The 22,291-nt window shown below is 39.7% G+C and carries 25 protein-coding genes; 6 read left to right on the plus strand and 19 right to left on the minus strand.

Annotated elements, in window-relative coordinates; translation table 11 throughout:
- Positions 1-9: 9 nt before the first annotated feature.
- On the minus strand, positions 10-1,101 hold the full coding sequence (locus ABVF21_RS08465) for a YheC/YheD family protein (protein WP_371017998.1): 1,092 nt from the start codon (positions 1,099-1,101) through the stop codon (positions 10-12).
- Between the two features lie 174 nt (positions 1,102-1,275).
- Between ABVF21_RS08465 and ABVF21_RS08470 the strand changes: the two genes are divergently transcribed.
- The 3 genes from ABVF21_RS08470 to ltaE all read left to right on the plus strand — a co-directional run bounded on the left by ABVF21_RS08470 (position 1,276) and on the right by ltaE (position 4,402).
- Complete coding sequence (locus tag ABVF21_RS08470; protein ID WP_283152674.1) at positions 1,276-1,869, plus strand: cupin domain-containing protein; 594 nt, start codon at positions 1,276-1,278, stop codon at positions 1,867-1,869.
- A gap of 219 nt (positions 1,870-2,088) precedes the next feature.
- Complete coding sequence (locus ABVF21_RS08475) at positions 2,089-3,270, plus strand: macrolide family glycosyltransferase (protein ID WP_371017999.1); 1,182 nt, start codon at positions 2,089-2,091, stop codon at positions 3,268-3,270.
- Between the two features lie 109 nt (positions 3,271-3,379).
- Positions 3,380-4,402, plus strand: coding sequence for a low-specificity L-threonine aldolase (gene ltaE / locus ABVF21_RS08480; RefSeq protein ID WP_371018001.1), 1,023 nt, complete (start codon positions 3,380-3,382; stop codon positions 4,400-4,402).
- A 218-nt stretch (positions 4,403-4,620) separates the two neighbouring features.
- On the opposite strand, the gene ABVF21_RS08485 is transcribed toward ltaE, so the two are convergent.
- The 16 genes from ABVF21_RS08485 to ABVF21_RS08560 form a co-directional block, all read right to left on the minus strand.
- Positions 4,621-4,926 carry a hypothetical protein gene (locus ABVF21_RS08485; protein WP_194220717.1) on the minus strand — a complete coding sequence of 102 codons (306 nt, stop codon included), beginning with the start codon at positions 4,924-4,926 and terminating at the stop codon, positions 4,621-4,623.
- An 82-nt stretch (positions 4,927-5,008) separates the two neighbouring features.
- Positions 5,009-5,194, minus strand: a complete 186-nt coding sequence (locus tag ABVF21_RS08490) for a hypothetical protein (RefSeq protein WP_194222232.1) — start codon at positions 5,192-5,194, stop codon at positions 5,009-5,011.
- A gap of 63 nt (positions 5,195-5,257) precedes the next feature.
- Complete coding sequence (locus tag ABVF21_RS08495) at positions 5,258-5,590, minus strand: hypothetical protein (protein ID WP_303529768.1); 333 nt, start codon at positions 5,588-5,590, stop codon at positions 5,258-5,260.
- A 174-nt stretch (positions 5,591-5,764) separates the two neighbouring features.
- Positions 5,765-6,007 (minus strand): aspartyl-phosphate phosphatase Spo0E family protein, encoded by a 243-nt coding sequence (locus tag ABVF21_RS08500; RefSeq protein WP_194220715.1) that lies wholly within the window; start codon positions 6,005-6,007, stop codon positions 5,765-5,767.
- A 410-nt stretch (positions 6,008-6,417) separates the two neighbouring features.
- On the minus strand, positions 6,418-7,113 hold the full coding sequence (locus ABVF21_RS08505; RefSeq protein WP_371018002.1) for a hypothetical protein: 696 nt from the start codon (positions 7,111-7,113) through the stop codon (positions 6,418-6,420).
- 316 nt (positions 7,114-7,429) lie between these two features.
- Positions 7,430-8,359: a collagenase gene (locus ABVF21_RS08510; protein ID WP_371018003.1), complete on the minus strand. Its 930-nt coding sequence runs from the start codon at positions 8,357-8,359 to the stop codon at positions 7,430-7,432.
- A gap of 500 nt (positions 8,360-8,859) precedes the next feature.
- The gene (locus ABVF21_RS08515; RefSeq protein WP_371018004.1) at positions 8,860-9,300 is read right to left on the minus strand and encodes an NUDIX domain-containing protein; all 441 of its coding nucleotides are present in this window, start codon (positions 9,298-9,300) and stop codon (positions 8,860-8,862) included.
- A gap of 239 nt (positions 9,301-9,539) precedes the next feature.
- Positions 9,540-10,076 carry a small multi-drug export protein gene (locus tag ABVF21_RS08520; protein WP_371018005.1) on the minus strand — a complete coding sequence of 179 codons (537 nt, stop codon included), beginning with the start codon at positions 10,074-10,076 and terminating at the stop codon, positions 9,540-9,542.
- A gap of 464 nt (positions 10,077-10,540) precedes the next feature.
- Entirely contained in the window at positions 10,541-10,936 is a 396-nt protein-coding gene (locus tag ABVF21_RS08525; protein ID WP_371018006.1) for a VOC family protein, read from the minus strand.
- 123 nt (positions 10,937-11,059) lie between these two features.
- Positions 11,060-11,704, minus strand: coding sequence for a hypothetical protein (locus ABVF21_RS08530; protein WP_371018007.1), 645 nt, complete (start codon positions 11,702-11,704; stop codon positions 11,060-11,062).
- 116 nt (positions 11,705-11,820) lie between these two features.
- Positions 11,821-12,783, minus strand: a complete 963-nt coding sequence (locus ABVF21_RS08535; RefSeq protein ID WP_371018008.1) for a DUF2268 domain-containing protein — start codon at positions 12,781-12,783, stop codon at positions 11,821-11,823.
- Between the two features lie 159 nt (positions 12,784-12,942).
- Positions 12,943-13,110 carry a hypothetical protein gene (locus ABVF21_RS08540; RefSeq protein ID WP_194220707.1) on the minus strand — a complete coding sequence of 56 codons (168 nt, stop codon included), beginning with the start codon at positions 13,108-13,110 and terminating at the stop codon, positions 12,943-12,945.
- A gap of 114 nt (positions 13,111-13,224) precedes the next feature.
- A complete protein-coding gene (locus ABVF21_RS08545) occupies positions 13,225-13,536 on the minus strand; it encodes a hypothetical protein (protein WP_242057346.1) in 312 nt (103 codons plus the stop codon).
- Between the two features lie 43 nt (positions 13,537-13,579).
- Positions 13,580-13,735 (minus strand): hypothetical protein, encoded by a 156-nt coding sequence (locus ABVF21_RS08550; protein ID WP_194220706.1) that lies wholly within the window; start codon positions 13,733-13,735, stop codon positions 13,580-13,582.
- A gap of 165 nt (positions 13,736-13,900) precedes the next feature.
- The gene (locus ABVF21_RS08555; protein ID WP_371018009.1) at positions 13,901-15,358 is read right to left on the minus strand and encodes a CoA-acylating methylmalonate-semialdehyde dehydrogenase; all 1,458 of its coding nucleotides are present in this window, start codon (positions 15,356-15,358) and stop codon (positions 13,901-13,903) included.
- A gap of 24 nt (positions 15,359-15,382) precedes the next feature.
- Complete coding sequence (locus tag ABVF21_RS08560; RefSeq protein ID WP_371018010.1) at positions 15,383-16,582, minus strand: iron-containing alcohol dehydrogenase; 1,200 nt, start codon at positions 16,580-16,582, stop codon at positions 15,383-15,385.
- A 465-nt stretch (positions 16,583-17,047) separates the two neighbouring features.
- On the opposite strand from ABVF21_RS08560, the gene ABVF21_RS08565 reads away from it, so the two are divergent.
- Complete coding sequence (locus ABVF21_RS08565) at positions 17,048-17,998, plus strand: ABC transporter permease subunit (RefSeq protein WP_371018011.1); 951 nt, start codon at positions 17,048-17,050, stop codon at positions 17,996-17,998.
- Positions 17,995-19,002: a hypothetical protein gene (locus ABVF21_RS08570; protein WP_371018012.1), complete on the plus strand. Its 1,008-nt coding sequence runs from the start codon at positions 17,995-17,997 to the stop codon at positions 19,000-19,002. The genes ABVF21_RS08565 and ABVF21_RS08570 overlap by 4 nt, the downstream gene beginning before the upstream one ends.
- 262 nt (positions 19,003-19,264) lie before the next feature.
- Here ABVF21_RS08570 and ABVF21_RS08575 read toward each other — a convergent pair whose 3' ends face one another.
- Positions 19,265-19,465, minus strand: coding sequence for a hypothetical protein (locus ABVF21_RS08575; RefSeq protein WP_371018013.1), 201 nt, complete (start codon positions 19,463-19,465; stop codon positions 19,265-19,267).
- Between the two features lie 1,104 nt (positions 19,466-20,569).
- Between ABVF21_RS08575 and ABVF21_RS08580 the strand changes: the two genes are divergently transcribed.
- A complete protein-coding gene (locus tag ABVF21_RS08580) occupies positions 20,570-21,868 on the plus strand; it encodes a purine/pyrimidine permease (protein ID WP_371018014.1) in 1,299 nt (432 codons plus the stop codon).
- Positions 21,869-22,081: 213 nt separating this feature from the next.
- On the opposite strand, the gene ABVF21_RS08585 is transcribed toward ABVF21_RS08580, so the two are convergent.
- A complete protein-coding gene (locus ABVF21_RS08585) occupies positions 22,082-22,291 on the minus strand; it encodes a hypothetical protein (protein WP_371018015.1) in 210 nt (69 codons plus the stop codon).

The following is a 22,291-nucleotide window of genomic DNA, read 5'->3' on the forward strand; positions in this document are numbered from 1 at the left end:
CTGCGCGACTCAAATCCGATCCATCAAATATCTCCCATACTCAATCGGCGTTCTGAAGACCGCTTCCCACTTATCGTGAAGGAGCTCTCCATCCTCAAACAATCCGCTCACATAGTCTGAGATAAAGTTACATTCAATAAAATAAGGCTTACCCGCTTTTGTGATGCCAATATCGAATCCAAGATCGGCTAGCTTCGGAAAATGGTGATCGAGTACGCGGGCGGTTTGAAGTCCTAGCTGTTCAATGCTTTGTAGGAGCGTTTCGTACGAAATTCTTGGATGGGAATGAGGCGCCACAGCTTCAAACGTGTACGTCGTTCCCCCTTGTGCTCCATTCGTTAGAAAGTCTCCCCCATTCGCCACCTTGCACATGACGCCCGACACCTGCCAGTCTCCATTTCGATTCTTTTGAACAGCGACGCGCAAATCAAACGGATGACCGTTAAAATCAGCTAGCGGAATCATCTCCTGAATCATGTACGTGTGCGTACGGAGGCGGTTAACGAGTACCGCAGGCAGCGTCTTTTTGAAATCAACTTGTTTGAGCTCGCCTTCCTTTGTTTTATAAGAGAGGAGCCATCCTTTCTTAACCCGCTCGACTTTCATCGCGCCAATGCCGAATTCGCCATAGCTTTTCTTGAGAATGAATTGCTTGTAGCGTGCAGCCATTTTATTTAAGTTGTTGATCGTAAAGAGCTCCGTCTCAGGCAAGTGGTCTCGAAGATTGTCATGCTTGATCAGGACTTCGTGAACTTTATGCTTCTCCACATCATAATTCGGCACATTGTAAACGACGCGGCCCTCCTTCATTAAAGATTTGATATGCGAACGGTAAGCTGGCAAGTAATCGAGCACGCGTGTATAAATGACTTTCGGCGCTGGAACTTCTTTCACGACAAACGTTTCCTGTTCATACACATAGGCTTTCACCGTCGCGACGCCTGGCTTTTGATCAAAGAATCGAAAATAACAAGGGATCATGCCAAGTTCTCTTGCTGACTTCTCCCAAATCATAAACATGCTGCGCGTGCCACCCTGTAATTCAGGCATCGCCTCATACGTTGATTTGGGAAGGATAATACCTAGATAGTGATCGCTCACAACGATCTGCCCCCTTCGCTTTAATCTATTGCGAATAGGGGCCGTGTTGTGCCTGGTCGAGTGCATTTATAGGCGCTTCTCCGCCCTATTTCATCGCCAGTGGACTGGCACCTACACCGGGCTTATCCTTTTTCATAGAATAGTAGAGAATTGAAACAGAAATGAGGAGAATATATGACAACTCCAGTATCAGGCTATATTACGGATAACCGAAACTTAGTAGGTCGAAAAGGAAATCCGAACCTTTTTTATGATATAAAAGATAATGTTGCGTTTAAAAAAGATCCAGAAAACCTTATCTATCTCTTAACCTCAGCGCAAATGCCAGCGATGATCGGCGGCTCACTTGCCGAATTAAGAATGTCGAAAGGATCTGTACGCGAGCCGCACTGGCATACAAACTCATGGGAGTTGGTATACCTCGCTTCTGGATCCGCAACCGTCGGCATCCTCAACCCGAACAATGATCAATTATTAACGTATCAGCTACGAAAAGCTGGCGAAACGGTCTTTATTCCAATGGGCTACTGGCACTGGATTAAGGCAGATTCGGACGAGACCTTGCTGTTACTATTCTTTAACAACGACCGCTTCCAAACGCAAAATGGCTCTAGCATGCTGACGAAAACCCCTCTGAAGGTTTATGAAGAAGCGTATCACATAGACCCGAAAACAATGGAAAAAGCGCTAGATCCAATTGAAGGGAAAAGTCCTGTCGTTATCGGACCGCCACCCCCTTTATCACGCAAACGTCGCAGGCGAAGATAAACGAGACAGACCTTTGTAATGGGTTCCCTTAACGAAACCTTAGGTAGGATTACCTAAGGTTATTTTTGATGCTATTACTTTGGGAGGATATGGGTGGAATGACGTTTTAAATTCGTTCGAATATGGAAGAGAGCAACCAAAGGAATTTGGTTTCATCCTTACAGGAAAACAATTATCCTTTATTATGTAACGATAAAAAGACTTAAGAGGTGACGACTTATGGCAAACATTCTAATGCTTAACATTCCAGCAGAAGGACATGTGAACCCGAGCTTAGGCATCGCGCAAGCTTTTGCCGATCGGGGAGACAGCGTCTATTATATTTCAACTGAAAAATTCAAAGATCGCCTAGAAGGCGTCGGAGCCAATGTGATTCTTCATAAGGATCGATTAGATGGTTTAGACATCAATCATGCTAGTTCAGAAGGTATCAATAACTTTTCCCATTTCCTTATGGACACATCTTTGGATATCCTTGCGCTTACAAAAGAGTTAGCGCAAGAAATTTCGATCGATTTTGTTTATTACGATGCTTTTGGACCGGGAGAAATAGTAAAAGACTATTTACAAGTGCCAGGCTTCTCTTCTTCTGCATCCTTTTTAATACCCGAAGAATACAAGAAAAACCTCCCTCTTCATCCAGATGCTTCGGTGTCATTTGATCTTGATGAAAAAGGGAGAGCTTTATTAGCTACGATGAAGCAAGAATTTGGCGTCGCTCCTAAGACCATGTTGCAGTTCATGCAAAATCAAGGTGAGCAAACGATGGTTTATTCAAGCGAGTATTTCCAACCTCATTTAAGTGAATTTAGTGAAGGGTATCATTTTATTGGTCCTAGCTTCCCGGAACGAAAAGACGCGACTGACTTCCCAATTGACCAGCTTGAAAACGAGCAGGTTCTTTTTATTTCCATGGGCACAGTGCTCGATCATGTTGAGAGCTTCTTTAATATGTGCATCGACGCCTTTACAGATTTTCCAGGGAAAGTTGTTATTTCAGCAGGATCAAGTGCTGATTTCACTAAACTAAAAGAAGCTCCCGATCACTTCATTATTCGAAAATATGTTCCTCAGCTAGATGTGTTGCAGCATACGAACGTGTTCCTTACCCACGGAGGAATGAACAGCACTAATGAAGCGATTTACTTTGAAGTTCCGATGGTCGTGCTCCCTCATGATAAGGACCAGCCTTTGGTCGCTGCACGCCTCGCAGAACTACAGGCCGGATATCCTATTTTCCCACCGAACGTAACAATCGAATCGCTACAGCATGCAGTGAATCAGGTCGTTCATAACGTGAACTATCAGCTAGGCATCCGAAAGATCAAAGAGAGCTTTCAAGCCTGTGGCGGACCTAATGAAGCATTGGAAATCATCGATCGCCACCTTGCGTCGAGATAACAGGATCATAAAGCCTCCCCGTTACGAAGTTGATTCACTTATGAAATAACCGTATACTTTTGATGGATACTAGTAGACTATTACTTACTGAAGACGGGGAGGACGAATCGTGATCGATTTGCGCAGTGATACGGTAACGAAACCAAATGAACAAATGAGAAAAGCGATGTACGAAGCTGAAGTAGGCGATGATGTGTATGGAGAGGATCCTACGGTTAACCGACTCGAACAAATCGCTGCAGAAATGCTAGGAAAAGAAGCGGCTTTATTTGTTACGAGCGGCACGCAAGGAAATCAAATTGCTGGCTTAGTCCACTGTCAGCCTGGTCAAGAAGTGATCATGGAATCTCAGGCGCACTTATTCCTATATGAAGCGGCAGCACTATCCGCCTTTGCTGGTGTACAAATTAAGACGATCGATGGGAACCGCGGTGCGATGAATCCAGGCGATGTTGAAGCGGCTATCCGAGGAGAAGATATTCATCAGCCGGAAACAGGACTCATCTGCATCGAAAACACCCACAACAAAGCAGGCGGCGCAATTGTTCCTCTTGAGAATATGGAACAAATCTATCAACTATCAAGGAAACATCAGATCCCTGTTCACTTAGATGGGGCACGATTATTCAATGCTTCTGTAGCAGCTCAAATTCCCGTAACAGAATTTGCGAAGTATACGGATTCTGTTCAGTTTTGCTTATCAAAAGGGCTCGGCGCACCGGTTGGTTCCATGATTGCCGGTTCTTCTGAATTTATCGGGAAAGCTCGAAAATGGCGCAAACGCCTTGGCGGTGGTTTAAGACAAGCAGGTGTTCTCGCTGCACCAGGCATTATTGCTCTCGAAGAAAATGTGGAGCATCTTGAGATGGATCACCTGAACGCGAAGTATCTTGCTGATGGTCTTCAGAATATTGAAGAGATTGTCCTTGTCAATCAAGTGGATACAAACATACTCTTAATTGATATTACGAATACGAAGAAAGCGACAGAAGACTTTATCCACCGTTTAAAAGAACACGGCGTTTTAGCGGGTGCGTTTGGTCCGAACGTGATTCGATTTGTAACGAATAATGGGAGTACGAAGAAAGACATGGATGCTGCATTAACGGCTGTTCGGAAAGTTGTAAGTTAAATTCTAATTTATTCATTTCACATTTTCATAGATTGAAAAAAGATCCACAAAATCATCATTCATTTTGTGGGTCTTTTATGTTGATATATCATTTTTTCACATGTAATGCGATGAAAAGTTTAACCGAAATAAGATACATAGGTAAGAGAGAGAATCTGAGACTATCCCTACTTGAAATAACCCTTACGAATCCACCTCCGCAAGATATTATTAGCTCCTTATGGATATTTATTTCCTTCCTTGCTATAAATTTCATAAACAAAATATCCAACTAAATAACCTAGTGCCGCACCTAAATTAACGGAAGATAGTAATGAGAACGAGAAATACATACTAACCACTACACCAATACCAGCCCCCAAAAGCATTCCGATTGGGATGAGACTATCTAATAAAAGTTGAGCAGATTTTGAATCTTTCTTCCCCAGATTGCCTTTATTAGATTTATACTTTAGGCTTTCAATCACAAAGACAATTATTATGCCCATTAAGACAAGAGGTGCTATTGTCTCAGCTATCCACATAATCAAATCTCCTCCCCTAAGATTATACCTGCCACTTAATATCTTCTTATGGAACTTTTATAACAGAAATGCTACACCTCTTTTAATCGAATAGAAAATTCCCAACCAATCCAATCAATAGCATAATAATCAAACTCCCAAACAGAAAATATCCGATTACCTTAATAGGTAAGGGCAATTTTCCACCTCTTGTTTTTGGATAACCTTCAATGTTTTGTTTATGAGCTATAGCATCATTGAATGGCTGATTTTCGTTTTCGTTGTTCATAGACAATCTCGCTCCACCTTTTGATAGAAGTTAATCAACTTTCGTGACCCCCCTCGATCTCTATTACTCTCGTTTCCCACTAATTCGCTTACTATACATCCAATAACATACAAAATAGCTACCCACCAAAAGAAGTAAATAGAATAACTCTGGATGATTAAATGGAGCGTTTTCTAGAGGTCCTGTTCTTAAGTCGAAAAAACTTAAGACCACATTTATCACAAAGACGGTTAGTAAGAAAATCCAACTTCCTACAATCGCTTTTTGTTTAATGAATCGAGAGCGTTCATCATTGGTTTTTGAACCACTTCCATACTCTTTATCTCCAGTAAACCAGCCAATAATTAAAAATAGACTAAATCCAACTAAAACAGACACACCCCATTCGTTTAACATTGTTACCACCTCTTCCATTTAAAGTAGACGCTTATAAATAATCTCCCTAAAAAAAATGAGATAGAATTATGCTTTGTTCGCTTAACAATCATGAACAAAACTAATCTATCTCAAATTTACATATTACACATTCATAGCGGCTAGCTTTTGCTTTCCTAAAATAACAGTTTGTATTTAATTTGAGTATGTTGGCTGACTTTCTTTATACTCTCCAAATTGGTAACGATTAAGTAGTCGATCAAGCTCCTGGCTAGCCATTAATGTCTGTTTATGTGTAAAGCCATGAGCTAACACCTTTAAGGATAAAAGAGATTTTTTTTCATCGATCAGATCAAGAAGATCTGCACGATTATAGCATTTGATTGGCGATTTAAACGCTTCCCTTCCTAAATTAATGTTGGAGAACCAGAAGTACATATAAACAGCGTGCTATATATGGATTCTAAGGAATGGGCCAAATAATAGTGCTCAAAATATAAAAAATAAAGATTTTCATTCCTACAAGTTCATTAATCAACATGTATATAACGCTATTAAATTAGTACGATAATATAGTAATTCATGTAATAGTTTACTATATTTTGCAAAAAGAAAATATAAAAAAAGAAATATTGCGAAAGAAATATTTGTGCTAACTCCAATAGCTAACTTACCATACTTTATAACGATTATGGCATCATGACTTCAATTGTCTTCAAATTTTAACCTGTTGGGGATAGATAATTGTCTTAATCTTATTTTCATATCCAACATAATGTGGGCAAATTATGCCTTCTAAAACGAAACACTGATTAACGCAAATCCGCTTCAGCAACGTCACACTCAGATTATTGACTATTCATTTTGTTGATGATCTCTATGATTTCTTCATTATTACCTGTATCAACGTTTACAAGCTTTGTATTGGTAATAATATCTTCCATTTCCTTTTGAATTTCTTCTTTATCTATATCTTCAGGAGGAGGAAAGCCACCATACCAGCGCATAGGAACGTTATATACATTAATCGTGCCATTTCCGTTACCACTATACGTAACGATGCCATCGACGATACGAGAACCACGTAATTGAACAACATCTTCTGGATAAGTGAGACTGTTCTCGTCATCAGGATTAAGAGGGGAACCAGCTGATATAAGTTGAACATTTAATTCATCTATTTCTTGATTCGCTCCTAGCTGTGACCAGACTCGAGCGTATTCAATTTCCTTGGAGGAGTAATCATCAAACGCATGATTTTCTTCGCTTTCATCTGCAGGATTTGACTCACCGCTTTTTGATTCTTCAGAAGAGGATTCTTTAGCATCTTCCTGGGAAGTGTCTTCTGATGTTGATGAAGATGAAGCTTCGTTTACTTGATTATCCTCTTCCACTTCAGTCGTTTCTTCCGTTGATAAAGTTACGTCATTCTCACCAGCATTTGCATTTAATTTAGCATTCGTATTATCTGAACATCCTGCAAGGAATAGAATAAACAATAATAAGGACATATGACAATAAAATAGCTTTACCTGTTTCTTCATTCGATCATTCCTTTTATTTATTATCTTGTCTAACGATTAGTAATAAAAAATGAAATCATCTTATTCAATCAACATCACGATCATCTAAGTGCCTCTACCAAAGCCTCCGCTAATCTTCCCCCCATAAAAATTCCCTAAATTTACAATTAATTTCCACACTATCATCCATTATTTCAGATTATTCTCATTAACTCAAGTATCAAATTTATTTTAATCAAACCTTTTTGTAGGGCTTATTTAATCAACAAAAGAAGACTATTGGTATCAAGGTATAAGAAACATACTTAAGGTATTTACTTAGTATGCTTTCACTCCTTCATTGAAAGCTTCCTATTCTATCCTTTTCCTTCCCTAACTTTATTTCCAGTTTTTCATATAAACGATCATAATCTAGCCCAGTTACATCAGCAAAACTTTCTTTAAAATCACCTGAATCATTCGTTGAATCGATAATTTCTTCAATCACTTCTTCACCTTGCTCATCTATAAGAAATTTGATCGTGAAATAACTTTGATCGTAGACATCCGTCTCTTTTTGCTCTCTAGCAGCTGCCCATTGTTCATGACTTCTAAGCTGATCATAAGTCAAAAGCTTAAAGTCACTTACTTCTATAGTAGTTTGATCATTTGATATATACTCAGCAATTCCTTCCTGAAACCATAGAGGATATTTATCCAATCCCAAAGGCGTATCAGCCACTTTTTGATCTAACGCATAATGCGTATATTCGTGTAATATCCTTTTCTGAAAAAAATAGAGTGGTGTTTCCTTACCATCCAATATTCCTTTCTTATCATCGATCCTAACAGCGATGAATAACCCATATTGATCATAAAAACCAGATACGTGATTTAAATCAGAAATACTTTCGAAATCCTTTTTATTATGAAAGAAGAGAAGATCTACGTCTTTTCCATCAATATCGCCCAATATATCTGCATTTCTATCCTTAGCCCAATGCAACGTATCTATAATTAAAGGAAATAGCTCAACATCTTGATCATCAACATAGATAGACATGTTTTCATAGACTTTCATTTCTTTAGAATGCTTTGCTTTTCTCTCTAGCTTCCCATCAAAGTTCAAACTAAGGCCAAATTTCACTGCTTGAAAATAAGTAACAGGTTCACCTGAATTTTCTTCAATCACATTATGTAATAAGATGACCCCAGCTAATAAAAGCAGTAGAAGGAGAGAAAGTAGACTTGAAAAAATAATGATAAGGATTTTAATAGTTTTATTCATATGAACCCCTTTGTTCTTTCTCATTTCTTCTTACAGCTTATCTACGAAAAGTTGAAATTGAGACATATTCTATCGTTACATCATTCCACTCATCTATGTACTACCTCAAGAAAACCCAAACCAATACTAATAAAATCGCTATTATTACCCAGATCAAAGCTTGTTGATTTTTCACGCTTTTCCCTCCTTCCATCCCACTTTGTCAAAAGCTAAGACTACTTAGCTTGTAATCAGAACAGCTGACAAATGCCGACGCACAGAAAGATATAACGGCATTTCCTTTCCTTCCAACCTTCATCTCATTTCTTTTTTGATTTAAATTTTTCTAATCTTTAGAACCAATTATTTCAAAATAGGTAGAATAACTCAACGTTCCATTCAATAAATAAGAAGCTTATCTTATGATTGATAAACTTCTTAACAGTTCTTTTAGTAACCACACATCACAAAGTAACTTCTATATTACTCCGACTCCCCTTCCCTTGCCCAAGCATCCTCATTTAACGAATAAAGGCCAGATCTCTTTTTTCAAGTGCATCCTTCAACCATCGAGGGTGCATGGTTAATAAGTTCTGTGGTAAGCGTGACTGCCCAAAAAATTGAACATCAAGTGATTCGGCAGAGTTGCATCGAAGTTCTCCACCTGTCACTTCAGCAAGGAAGCATGTTGTAATAAATTGAACAACTTTCCCATTTGGATAATGAAAAACCTGTGAAGTAGGATCAGAGTACACACCGATGATCCTGGTAATCGTTATATCCAAATTTGTTTCTTCTTTCACTTCTCTGATGGCTGTTTCGGAGACTGTCTCACCTATTTCGATATGACCAGAAGGGATCCCCCATTGCCCCACATCGGTTCTTTTCTGTAATAAAACCTCGTTTTCTTCATTTAGAATAATCACAGCAACACCAGCTTTTAGTTCATCGATTGACGACATAAACAATACCTCCTTTAAATAATAAAAAAGGCCCGAAGAGAAAGATTTCAGCGCAGTACAAATACGCTGAACCTTTCCCCTCGGACCTTTTATGTCAATAGGTGCCTTTTACTTATGTAAAAGATGTAGCCCTCGGTCACTAGCCTATCTCGATAGCGGAACCCTAGCTACAATTTTCCAGTTCATATTTACTTTACAACACATAACGATAAAGTTAAAGGTATTTTCACATGATCATGCTAGTTATTGAATAGACGAACTAAAACACCATCATCTTCCACGTCAGATACAAAAAAACCAACTCCATAGCTTGAAGCTACAGCCATAATCACAGTCCAAAGAACTAAACTCGTCATCATCCAGCTAGTGACCAGCTTTCTTTTCGAACCGAAGCTCATCCCCATAAACGCTGAAATATGCGACCCGACGAAAAAGGGACCGATGATCGTTAAGCCTGGCAAACCATACTTATCAAAAAGAACTCTTGCACGTTTCTCCTTCTTCGACTCTTGCATTTCCTCGACATGTGCTTCTGTCGTCTCGCCCTCCTCCTGAACCACACCTTTCATACGCTTTTGTTTTCGTTTCTTCCTCCATACTTTAAATTTATCTACAAATACAATTAACAAAACCACTGTCAAAGCATTTCCTAAAAAAGCAAGTATCCCTGTTAGTACTGGCGACAGCCCACCGATGATCGCTAATGGGATAACAGCAACAAGTTCAAATAACGGAATCGCCGCTAAAAGAAACACTAATAAATACGATAAAAACATCGTCTCCATTCCCCTCTAAAATAAGTCATTTCTCACTAAGTAGCCAATTATTCCACAAACAATTATCCCTATACCTAAACTATTCATAATGACCCAATCGTACCCTCAAGTATTAAGAGCACTTAACTAATAGGAAAAGCCATATTACCTTGGTCACCTATCTCACCTTGAAGACCTTTCACGGACTAAGTACCGTCACCTCCTCTCTTTCATCTCGAAAATGCTACTTAATCGTTTACTAGAAATCAATAATTCGCAATTATCCGCCAATTACCCAACACCAATTATTTCAAATTCATTTGGATAACTCAATCTTTTATTTTGATAAATATGGAAAACTTTTTTAAACAGTCCAAAAATAAATCGTCCATGCTTCACTATTTCACCCTTTCAAAACTCTTCATCAACAAACATTGAAAAAAGAACCCTTCTAATGAGGGCTCTTCCAACTTTACTCTATTAAACTATCTTGCATTCTCATCCGGTTGATGAAGACCAAAGATATTTCCTTCCGTGTCAAAGTAATAAGCCTGCCAAGCCATGCCAGGCAATGCGTATTTGGCCATCGCTGTTTTGCCGCCATTAGCAAGAACTTTCGATTCAGTAGCATCCAAATCTTCCACGCCCATTGTACAGGCGTACCCATTGATTGCAGCGTTACCTTCTGGAGGTGCACCTTGCCGTTTCATTAACGCTCCATCAATTCCTGGTTCTTTTGCATCACCAGTCACCACGCCAAAATAAGGCATTCCGGCATATTCACTCCAGTCTTCAAACTTCCAATCAAATACGTTCCCGTAGAACTTCTTAGCCCGTTCCATGTCATCTACATGAATTTCAAAATGAACAACACGTCCCATAATTCCCTCCTAATTTCAGCAAGATTTGAGAAGGACATCCGGTTATGAAATCTGTTCTTATGTATCCTTCACGTATCTATATTCGAGTCATCATGTCATACTCCTTCACGACTTTTGGTCCAATTACTCTTTCTTATCCAAATTGTCTTTCCATTCCAATTGAGCCACAATCGCATATTCCGCCGTTTTTACCGATTCAGGTAAAGTTTTGACATCGCTATCGTTCACTGACGACATTTGGTTCTCACTCGATCCAATCAAGTACGCCAAATACACCGTTTCTCCTTTTGTGATCGTGACTTCTTCTTCTATCTGTTCAAAGATAAATGCGCCCAGCTCTTTAGGCATATTGGTCGATCCTTTGCTGTATCCATCCGGTGATCCCATTGTAAAGTAAGCTACTTTTTCTTCCATTTGAAGTTGGAATGAGTGAAGAGCTTTATTGAAACGCTCTTGTTCATAATTTCCACCCCAGGTAACAAACTCTTCTTTTCCATCTTCTCCATCATTATATACAACGATCGAAGTCACGAGCGCTTCTCCTTCCCCTACGGTCCCGTCCACCGTATAAAAGGTTTTGAAATCGACTCCCATTTGATTCACGATGCTTTGCTCACGTTTTGATAGTTTGGCAGGCTTAATGTGTAAGGAACTTGCAGAAGTCTCTTGAGTAGAACCTTTCTCCTCCTGCTTCCCTTCATTGCTGCCTTCATTTGTACATGCTGCTAGAAGCAGAAATACTCCTAGTAAAGTGATAAATCGTTTCATCTTTGTGCCTCCATCTTTCTTCTAATCGATTAGTTAGGCTTTCATCTCCCTAATCTCTAGCTTAAATTCAGAAGCGAGTGCTCTTCCATGATCGAGCAGCTACTTTTTCAATCATTTTAATCACTAACAAGTTCACTATAGTCGCTTCCTCGCACTATTTCCCTTTCATCCATCATCGTCCATTCTTTCATAGAAGCTTCTGGATGATGACGTAGATAACTTTCGACTATTTTAAAACCCAGTTTATAATTGGACCACTTTGGTATATCTTTTTTCCAGTCACCGTTTTGGAATGTGTTATATAACTCCGCATTTGTGGAATCGCTCTTTTCTCTAAGTTCCTCTAGCACTCTCTTTTCTTCTTCAGTCGATAGCGGTTCTGACCAGGGCGGGCTCGCCTCAGGGTATAATTGAGATGCGAAGGAATCAGCTCTTCCCTCAAAAACAAACCCGTTTAACAGATTCATTCCTCCCGATCTATTTGGATTCTCTAGAAAAACGGTGTGATGGTATTCGTGCGCAACGGCGTATTCTAGCATTTCTTTGTCATATGTAGGTGATAAGAAGAGAACGATAACATCTTTACTTACAGTAATCGCACTAACTCCCTTCATCTCGTTTTGAATGTTTTGGTAGTCTGGGTTTACCGGCATAACATAAATGGTTTTATTTTCGCCATCAAGACTTTCCCCCGACTTAGTAAGTGATGCTTTGATTGCTTTATTAACTTCTTCTTGCTTCTTTAGTAGCTTACCTGTCTGTTCATTTAAAGTCTGAACACTTGTCGTAGGGGAGAAATAAGTAGAATAATCCAGTCCACCAGTTAAGCTCGCTCCTTCATGAGAAGCAGATTCTAGAAAAGGCTGTGTCACTTTACTATAATACTCCCCGCTCGTATTCAGTTCGGTATTCTCCATAGCCTCGTTAGTATATTCAAGAACTTCTTCGTATAGAGGAATGATTTTGAAACTTTGTCCACCTAACTCAACTTTCATAGAAGATTGGGAAGGAGTTTCATCCCTTTCACTAGAGCAACCAACGATAAGTATTAAGGCTATACATATAGCCAATCTTTTCATAAACTTTCCCATCCAAACCCTCTTTCCTATCGCAGTTTCTGTCTCACTTAGCTTCATCTGGCTTCAATAGAAGATAACGAAATGAACCACACATCCGCTGCCATCCTATTACTCCTCATAAAAAATAATCGCTTAAAACTAAAGCGATTACTTTTCTTTTCATTCCGTGCTGTCCTTATGATGTTCTAACTTCTTTATTTCCAACTCAATCTTCTTAGCTTCAAGCTCTAGCTCTTTCATCTTTATATCTTTTTCTGTTTTCTTAACATAGCCATAATAGATGAGCGATAAACCAACGACGATCGTAAGGTAAAAGAATATACCCAATTTTTCATCCCCCCTGATGTGATTAGTGTTTGAATAGGCTACACAATCATATATTTGTTTCGATCGGAGCTGCAAGTCTGTATTCTATAAGAGCTCCTCTTAACTAAAATCCCCTTAATAATATGTCGTAATGGTTAAAACAAGACTAAAAATCGTAAATAGCACTGAACCGTAAAAAACGGCACCTACATTTACTTTCAATTCATTATCTTCTTGAACTTTCCACCCTGCCTCGCTTGCCTCAGCAGTGGCGCCTTTTGATAAAAACCCTCCGCTACTGTTAAAGAAGTAAAGCACAATGGTTAGCCCTAGAGCAATAAAGAAGCTCCATTCACTAAATGAAAAAGAAATGAATACACTTGCAGCCCATACGAGTATACCGATCACAAGCGATGCAATCACTGACCTTATAATGACCTTTTTCACACTTATCTCCCCCTTCTTCTCATTAAGTTAATATCCAAGAAAATTAAACAAACAAATGACGTAAGAACAAAAAGCCGTATAGTAGCGCTCCACCAATGAAAGTGAGCAATCCAACCAATAGAAAGCCATAGACTAATCCCTTTCCCATGGCAAATAAGTCTAGAAACAAATTCTTAACTGAATGAAATAGTGTTTGCATAGCGCACTCCTTGAACATTTATCCCTTTTGTTATCTTCATTTGTTATACGAATGAAACGTATCAAATGTTTCACCTTTACCACATTATTCCTTCATTCCATAATACAAAAGGTGTAGAGAGGTTCTCCTCTCTACACCTTTTGTATTAGTTTAATTCTTGTTGCCTTACCACCTGGCCGTTAACATCTTTCTTCTCGTATAGAATTCCACTCCGTCTGATCCGTTCGCATGAAGATCGCCATAGAAGGAATTTTTCCAACCTGAGAACGGGAAGAACGCCATCGGGGCTGGTACGCCGATATTTACGCCCAGCATGCCAACTTCGATGTTTTCTCTGAAATACCGAACGTTGCTTCCGTCCTTCGTAAATAGGCAAGCCCCGTTTCCGAAATCAGATTCATTCGTGAGCTCGATCGCTTCTTCTAGATTTTTCACTCGCACAATTGATAGCACTGGCGCGAAGATCTCGTCCTTCCAGATTTGCATAGAGGAGTTTACGTGATCAAAAATCGTTGGTCCGATAAAGTAGCCTTCATCGTTGTATGCTTCGTCGTTTCGGCCGTCGCGAACGAGCGTAGCACCTTCCTCCTGACCTTTACGGATATAGCTTTCCGTTCTTTCTTTATGTTCTTTACGGATAACCGGTCCTAAGAATACGTCTTCATCAAGGCCGTTTCCGATTTTAATTTCATCGGCTTTTTCGTTTAACTTTTGAAGCAGTGGTTCCACAACATCATCTACCGCCACAACAACGGAGCATGCCATGCATCGTTCGCCCGCAGAACCGTAGGAAGCAGCGATGATTTCTTTAACCGCAGCGTCAAGATCAGCGTCAGCCATTACGATGGAATGGTTTTTCGCACCGGCAAGTGCCTGAACGCGTTTACCATTCGCAGCTCCTGTTTTGTACACATATTCGGCGACGGGCTGTGAACCGACGAAGGAAATCGCAGGCACATCTTTGTGCTCTAGAAGCCCATTCACAACGTCATGTGCTCCGTGAACAATATTCAGGACGCCATCCGGTAAGCCTGCTTCTTTAAAGAGCTCTGCTAAGCGGTTTGCGAGTAGCGGCGTTCGCTCAGATGGTTTAAGGACGAACGTATTCCCCATCGCGATTGCAAGTGGAAACATCCAGCACGGCACCATCATCGGGAAGTTAAATGGCGTGATGCCGCCAACAACACCAACAGGATAGCGATACATGCCTGATTCAAGATTCGTAGCGATATCCGGAAGGTGCTTGCCCATCATTAACGATGGCGCACCGGCTGCAAACTCAACGCATTCGATCCCGCGCTGCACTTCACCTTGTGCTTCTTTAAAACTTTTACCATTCTCTTTTGTTAGCAATCTCGCAAGCTCGTCCCAATTGTCGACGAGCAGCTGCTGGTATTTAAATAGAATGCGCGCGCGTTTCGGAACAGGCGTTTTACTCCAGGTTTTGAAGGTAGCCTTCGCTACTTTCACTGCTTCATCAAGATCTGCTTTCGTTGAAATCGGAACCTGAGCGAGCTCCTCCCCTGTTGCCGGGTTTGGTACAGCTTGAAATTGATCGGTATTCGCATCGACCCATTTACCATTTATATAGTTTTGTAGCACGTTCGTTGCCGTCGTAGCCATGTTTTCATTCCCCTTCCACTTGTGTTAGCGAATCTTTTCTTCACTTATAAATTCGTAGTCATAGCAAATCACATAAAGTTCTTCTAATTCCGCCTGTGTAGGCAAGCGAGGATGATGCGCTGGGCTCCCGCTGTCTAATGCGTCTGCTGCCATTTTGCTAATAACCTGCTTGAACGCTGTCTCATCAATTCCCCAGGATTTTAAGTTCGGGATATTTAATGAGGCACAAAGACTTTTGATAGAAGAAACCGCTACATTTGCTGCTTCTTCATTTGAGAGTGCCTCGCTTTCTTCTGTCTGAAACAGTCTTCCGAGATCAGCGAGTCGCTCGATGCAGAAGTCCTTGCTGTATTCAAGTACAGCTGGAAGCAGCATCGCGTTTGAATATCCATGCGGCACGTGAAAAAGAGCACCGATCGGACGCGACATGCCGTGTACAAGACAGACGGAAGCATTTGTAAAAGCCATACCCGCCTGAAGGGCACCTAAACTCATCGCTTCTCGTGCATCTAGATTCCCTCCATCATTGTAAGCGCTTTTAATATAACCGATAATGTGTCCAATCGCAGATAAAGCAAGCGTGTCTGTCATCGGATGAGCTCGCTTTGAGAGGTACGCTTCCACCGCATGACTGAGGGCGTCAATTCCTGTTGCCGCGGTGACATGCTGTGGCGATGAGCGCGAGAGATACGGATCCACAATCGCAGCCGCCGGCATGAAGGCGGGCTGTTTGATCATCATTTTCACATCAGTCGTTGTATTCGTAATAACGGTCACGTCCGTTGCTTCTGAGCCAGTTCCCGCTGTTGTTGGAATAGCGAGATGCGGAATCGGCGCCTTCTCTGCCATCGTTCTGTTCGCGCGATAGTCACCTATGTATCCTCCATTCGTCGCAAGAACGGCGATGGCTTTCGCCGTATCGATACAACTTCCCCCACCTAATGAAATAACGATCTCACAGTTCGTATTTCGAAAAAGCACAAGCGCTTCAGACACATAATCGTCCGTTGGTTCAGACGCAACACCCGTGTAGATCTCACTTTCCACTCCCACCTGCTTCAAATAATCCTGACAATCCGTGACATAACCGAGATTCATCATCACCTCATCACTAACAATAAGGGCTTTCTGCCCGCGACGAGCTGCTTCTGTGCCAATTTGTTTAAACGAATCTCTTCCATAGAGAATCGTTTGAGGTGTACGAAAAACCGCAAACTGTTCCACCATATCTCTCCTTTACTTAACTTCCATATGTGTGAAGCAAGAGCTGAAATCTGCGATGTGTTTGAAATGGACTTGTCTCTTTACACTACTTTCTTGATAAGAGGAGCTCATTCCTACTCATCAGTGAGAATTTCATCGTTTGTTTCTTTCAACAGCTGGTAATAAAAAGCATCCTAAGATTAAAAGAGTTCCGTTTTGCTAGGTAAATAAACTGATAGAACATGTTTTAGGATGATAGTACCTAACATAATGTTAAAAGAGAAAAAAAGGATCCGCCCCATTTATGCCGAATACATATTATGTAAATTTCATTAAAATCTATGCTTCTATTTCAAATCGATAATGATGTAAATATCGCTGCACAGGGGGATATGAATGAGTTAGAGAACTTATTAAGCATAGTTCCAAAACAAACTGTTGCTTCTAGCAAAACAAAGATTTCTCAATTGTAAAAGGAGGGCCGTGATGAAGAAGTCACTTACCTTGCAGATTGCATTCCAATTTCTATTAACTTCAATAGGCATCCTACTAATTGGCTCACTTCCTTACTTGTTTTTTAATATGAAATCGCAACTAAACGTGCTCAAAATGATTGATAACAATTCGTTAAATAATACTTCGTTTTTATATGACACAATCGTACTTAATTTTGATGCATACGTTCATCACATGCTTCATCTCTTAAACGTCATCCTAACAGGAAATACCATTGAGTACTACGTTCGGGGGAGAGAGTTACCTTTATTCCCGGAATTCATGGATGTTTATCTTACTTCTATGTTTTACCTCTTCATTTCTATCGTCCTAGCTCTTATCTTAGGAATCCTTCTTACATTCCTTACAATGTTACTTCCGGTTCATAAAAGAACTCTTCCTAAGGCTTTTCTTTTTATTATTGAATCATTGCCGGACATTTTCGTGATTTTAGTTGCACAATTAGGCATTATTTGGGTCTATAAAAAAACCAACTTTCTTCTTTTTAACATTTCCAGCGGTTTCGATGAAAACGCGATCGTTCTTCCGGTCCTCGTCCTATCACTACTGCCTGGTATATACATATATAAGTATTTATTGTTGTCCTTTGAAGAAGAGGAGAAGCTTCTTTACGTAGAACTAGCACGAGGAAAGGGATTAGAGCGATCAAGAATTTTAGTGTTACACGTTTTTAGGAACTCAATATTAACTTTATTTAACCACTTTAAGGGCGTCTTTCTTTTTGCAATCGCTAACTTATTAATGTTGGAGATTATCTTTAATATTAATGGGTTTATGACCTTTATTTTTGAGAATGGGGTACTGAATCCTGAAATACTAACCATGGGGCTGTTTATGGTATTTATCCCTTCTTTTATCATGTTCACAACAGGAAAAGTTACGCTAGAACACTACTTCAATATTGGTGGGAAGAATATATGAAGAAACAATTAATCCAACGTCCGTTGTTAATAGGAGGCACTCTCTTTATCTTATTCCTCCTTATAGGAAGTTTCGTATACACCACGTTTGCAGATCCGGCTCCACCTGAAAAAGTATTGTATGATGAGAATCGTAATGCCATTGCCTTAGCACCTTTCCCGCCCTCCCTACAGTTTCCATTAGGGAGTGATCTCGATGGAAATAACTTCGTACTCATGCTCCTCGAGGGGGCCAAGTATACCATTGGACTATCCATCATCGTTGCCTTCGGACGAATGCTATTCTCTTTCATAGGCGGATATCTTTTGTTTAGGTTACCGAGTGCTTTTCGAAAACTGTTAGCCGGGCTTGCAGATGCGCTTCACTATGCGCCGGTTACGATTTTCACCTACATATTGATCGCTCCCGTTGTGTTAACCTTCAGCTGGAGCTATGATACCGTTACGAAAGTCGTCTTCCCTATGCTCGTGCTTACTTTCATCAGTGTACCAGTACTTTCCCTTTACATTCAAAATGAACTCGACCTCATATCTAAAAAGGAATTCATAGAAAGCGCCAGAACTATGGGCGGAAGTAAATTTCATATTTTCAAAAACCATCTAGCACCTTTCCTGAATCCTAAGTTACTACTCCTTTTCGTTCAACAAGTCGGACAGGTCCTCGTTGTCTTTGCCCATCTTGGTCTTTTGAAAGTATTCATAGGCGGCACAGACGTCAGAGTTATTGAGTATGACATGGACACTGGAAAAGCCTTCACGGACTCATTTTCGATGTCAAATGAGTGGGCAGGGCTGATCGCTCAAAATTTCCAATACGTCTCTTCTTTTCCATGGATGATTCTTGCGCCCGTTACCGCCTTTGCATTAACCATTCTAGCCGTGAACTGTATCGTATATGACTTAACCTCTTCTAAGCCTCTCAAATTGAAAAGAAAGAAAAAGAAGCTGCATACTTCAACGATAAAAAGGACCATACCACCGGAGAGTTTTGAATTCAAAAGCTAATCCAGTCTTATATAAGAAGTCATTCAGTCACGAATGGCTCTTTTTCATTTCGTTTTTCTATGTAATGACGGAAAGGGAGGCGAAGGTATTGAGAGCATCTATCACAAATTCAATCATGCTCACTCATCATAACTTCATAAGAGCTTCATTTACAAAACCAAATGAAATAAGGAGCTTATCTTATTATTGATAAGCTCCGAGATACTTGAAAACTAGCTTCAGAAATATCTTCTAGTCCAAAAAAATTCTCACCCGGTAATGTTTAATGCTCTTCCTTCATGGATCTTTTAATATCAAAAAAACCTATCATTCCACACACCAATACGCCCAATAATAAAACACTTGTAAGAATCCAATTATCTCCCCAACTAGTGATCACGCTAATTAGACAACTGAATGCTATAGCTATCGCTCCATACTTTTCTCGCCATTTATCTATTTTAGACATATAAGCACACTTCATCACGCACCTCCATAAAACAATCAAGTACTCAAATCGAAACGATATCATGGAAAAACTCTGATTCAATCGAAGATCAAATCTAGTAGAATAATGCTTCTTACTTTCAAAATTTTCATCCATACCCCCCCTCGTATTCCCAATCATATTTCCTTATATAATCGGACTCATTTGGCGAATGAAGAAAACGGCCATTTCAACTTAGTATGTGTCTTTCATATTTCTCTTAAATCGATTAACCACTAAACCCGAAAGTGCAGATAGCAAAGTTACGATGAACCCTGTTGTCGGATTCAAGTTTCCCGAAAACTTCAGGATACTCAAAGTTAGGAGCAAAAGTGGTAAAAACACTAAAAAGAAAACCTTTATTTTCAGCCTCATACATTACCTCCTACATCTAGGCTTAACTAAATTCTCTAAACTTCTAATACCAATTATTTCAAATCATCTCAACTAGTACAATCGTTGCTTAAATAAAATCGAAGCTTACCTTTTTAAAAGTAAGCTCCGAAACAACTGGAAATACCAGTTCATCACACTTTCTTTATAATCATTATTTCCCTACTGACTTTAACAATTTATGGCTTACTACAAGAGAGGCAGGAATGCAAAAGATAACAAATAGGATTATACCGATGGCATCAGTTGCAAAACTGTAAGGTATATATTTGTTATAAATAAATCTAATGATCTTAAAGAATCCGTACAACAAGAAACAAGTAATTAGTAAATACAATATTTTACTAGATATCGCTTCCATTAAACCCCATCCCCTTTTACCCAAAGGCTATCATAAACAATTATAGAAAAATAGAATTCGATAGAGATTGAGCCATACCTCTTCTCTAGTGAATCCCCTCCCTCCACCTATTTAAAATCATTTATTTCAAACAAATTAAGCAATGAATAGATATCACTGGTACATATCTTGAAACCAATGAGTATAAGGAGAATGCTTCCTTTTTACAAAGTTCCTTCAAGAAGCCAAGCTTTTTATCAATATATTATTTTTCATTTGCTAGACTGCCTTATTAATACCAATTGATAATGAGAAATGATAAACTGGTACAATTAATCTTTTACAAAGATAATAAAGGAGCGTTCAAATTGGATAAGCCTGGCTTATCAACCAACATGCTAGAAACCTTCCAATGGTTTGTATTTCTGCTTGCAAGTGCGGTTGCATTGCCTATCGTCATTGGATCGATTTATGAATTGAATTTTATCGAAATTTATGGTCTCATGCAGCGTACCTTTTTCACTGTAGGGATCGCTTCATTATTACAAGCATTGTTCGGCCACCGACTCCCCATAATGGAAGTACCTGCTGGCATTTGGGTTAGCATTTTTTCCGTTATGGCCGTAACAAGCGTTCAAGCAGGAGGCACTTATAAAGGAACATTACAGACGTTAGAAATGACCATGATAATTTCAGGATTTTTCTTGATTCTCTTCGGCGCTTTCAAGGTCACACAAAAGATACTTCCGGTTTTCACACCGTTAGTAACCGGATCATTCTTCCTACTCCTGACAGTACAATTAAGTGGCACTCTCCTAAAAGGGATGCTCGGGTTACAAGAAAGCTCAAGTACAATTCAAGGTACGCAAGCGCTCATTGCTTTTCTTACCTTTTTCATTGTCCTGGGTTTATCTACGTTTGCAAGAGGATGGTTGAGCAGTTACGCCGTATTTATTGGCATCGTTATCGGATGGGTGATCTTTAGAAGCGTGATTGGAGTCCAGGAAGAACAAGCGACAGTGGCCTTATTTTCAACACCTGATTTGTTTGGATTCGGTCCCCCGCACTTTAATCTAGGTATTTTACCGTTAGCGTTTATCATTGCTCTCATTTCAATATCCAATATTGTAGCCTCCATTGAGGCGGTGAGACAGACCCTTGGCGAAGACCCCGAAAAGCGCAGCCGTCAAGTGAATAACGGAACCATGTTCTCGGGTATTAACCACTTCATCGCCGGTGGATTTGGTTCTGTCGCGAATGTTCCATCAGCTACTTCATCTGGTTTCATCGCATTAACTGGGCAAAAGCGTAAGATGCCATTCGTTTACGCAACCATCTTGTTATTGCTGATTGCCTTTTTCCCTCCCGTGATGACATTAATTTCAAGCATTCCATCTCCAGTAGCCAATGCCGCTTTAATGGCTTCCTTTGTACAATTAGTAGCTATTGGAATTAATAGTTTCACACTCGAACCACTAGATTCTAGAAAAATGACGATCATTGGCGTCTCTTATTTATTTGGTATGGGAGCGATGTTTCTCCCTTCTGAAGTCTTCTCAAATATGCCAGCTATCGTTCAGAATGTGGTGAGTAATGGGCTACTTGTTGGGACTGGTCTTGTCATCATAATGGAACAATTGTGGAGGACAAACAAGGAAAGGCGATAAAAAGTAGCCACGATTTTAACTACCCTACAGAAGCTAGTCTATCTTCTAATAAGTGCTTAAAGCTCTTCGCACAAACTATTAGTGAAAAACTGCCGGTCGAACAAATGAGTAAGATGTTCGACCGGCAGTTTTTTTATTAGTACTTTTTATAAAGTTCATTTATCAACAATACTTATAGGATTAACAAAATTCACCTTTTATATATTGACTCTTTTAATCAAACATAAAAATGAGTGCCAGAACTGACATTGTCATTAAAATGAATGCACTAATAATAAAGGTAACTATTGAAGCGAAAATATATTTCCCCTTTTTAGAATAATAAATAGAGCTTACTACAGCCAATAAAAATAAAATAGGAGAAAGCACAATTCCATATGAGCCTAATGTTAGTATAGCTAATAATAAAAATAGTAAAGGCAA

The organism is Pseudalkalibacillus sp. JSM 102089 (assembly GCF_041366475.1).
GTDB lineage: Bacteria > Bacillota > Bacilli > Bacillales > Guptibacillaceae > Guptibacillus > Guptibacillus hwajinpoensis_B.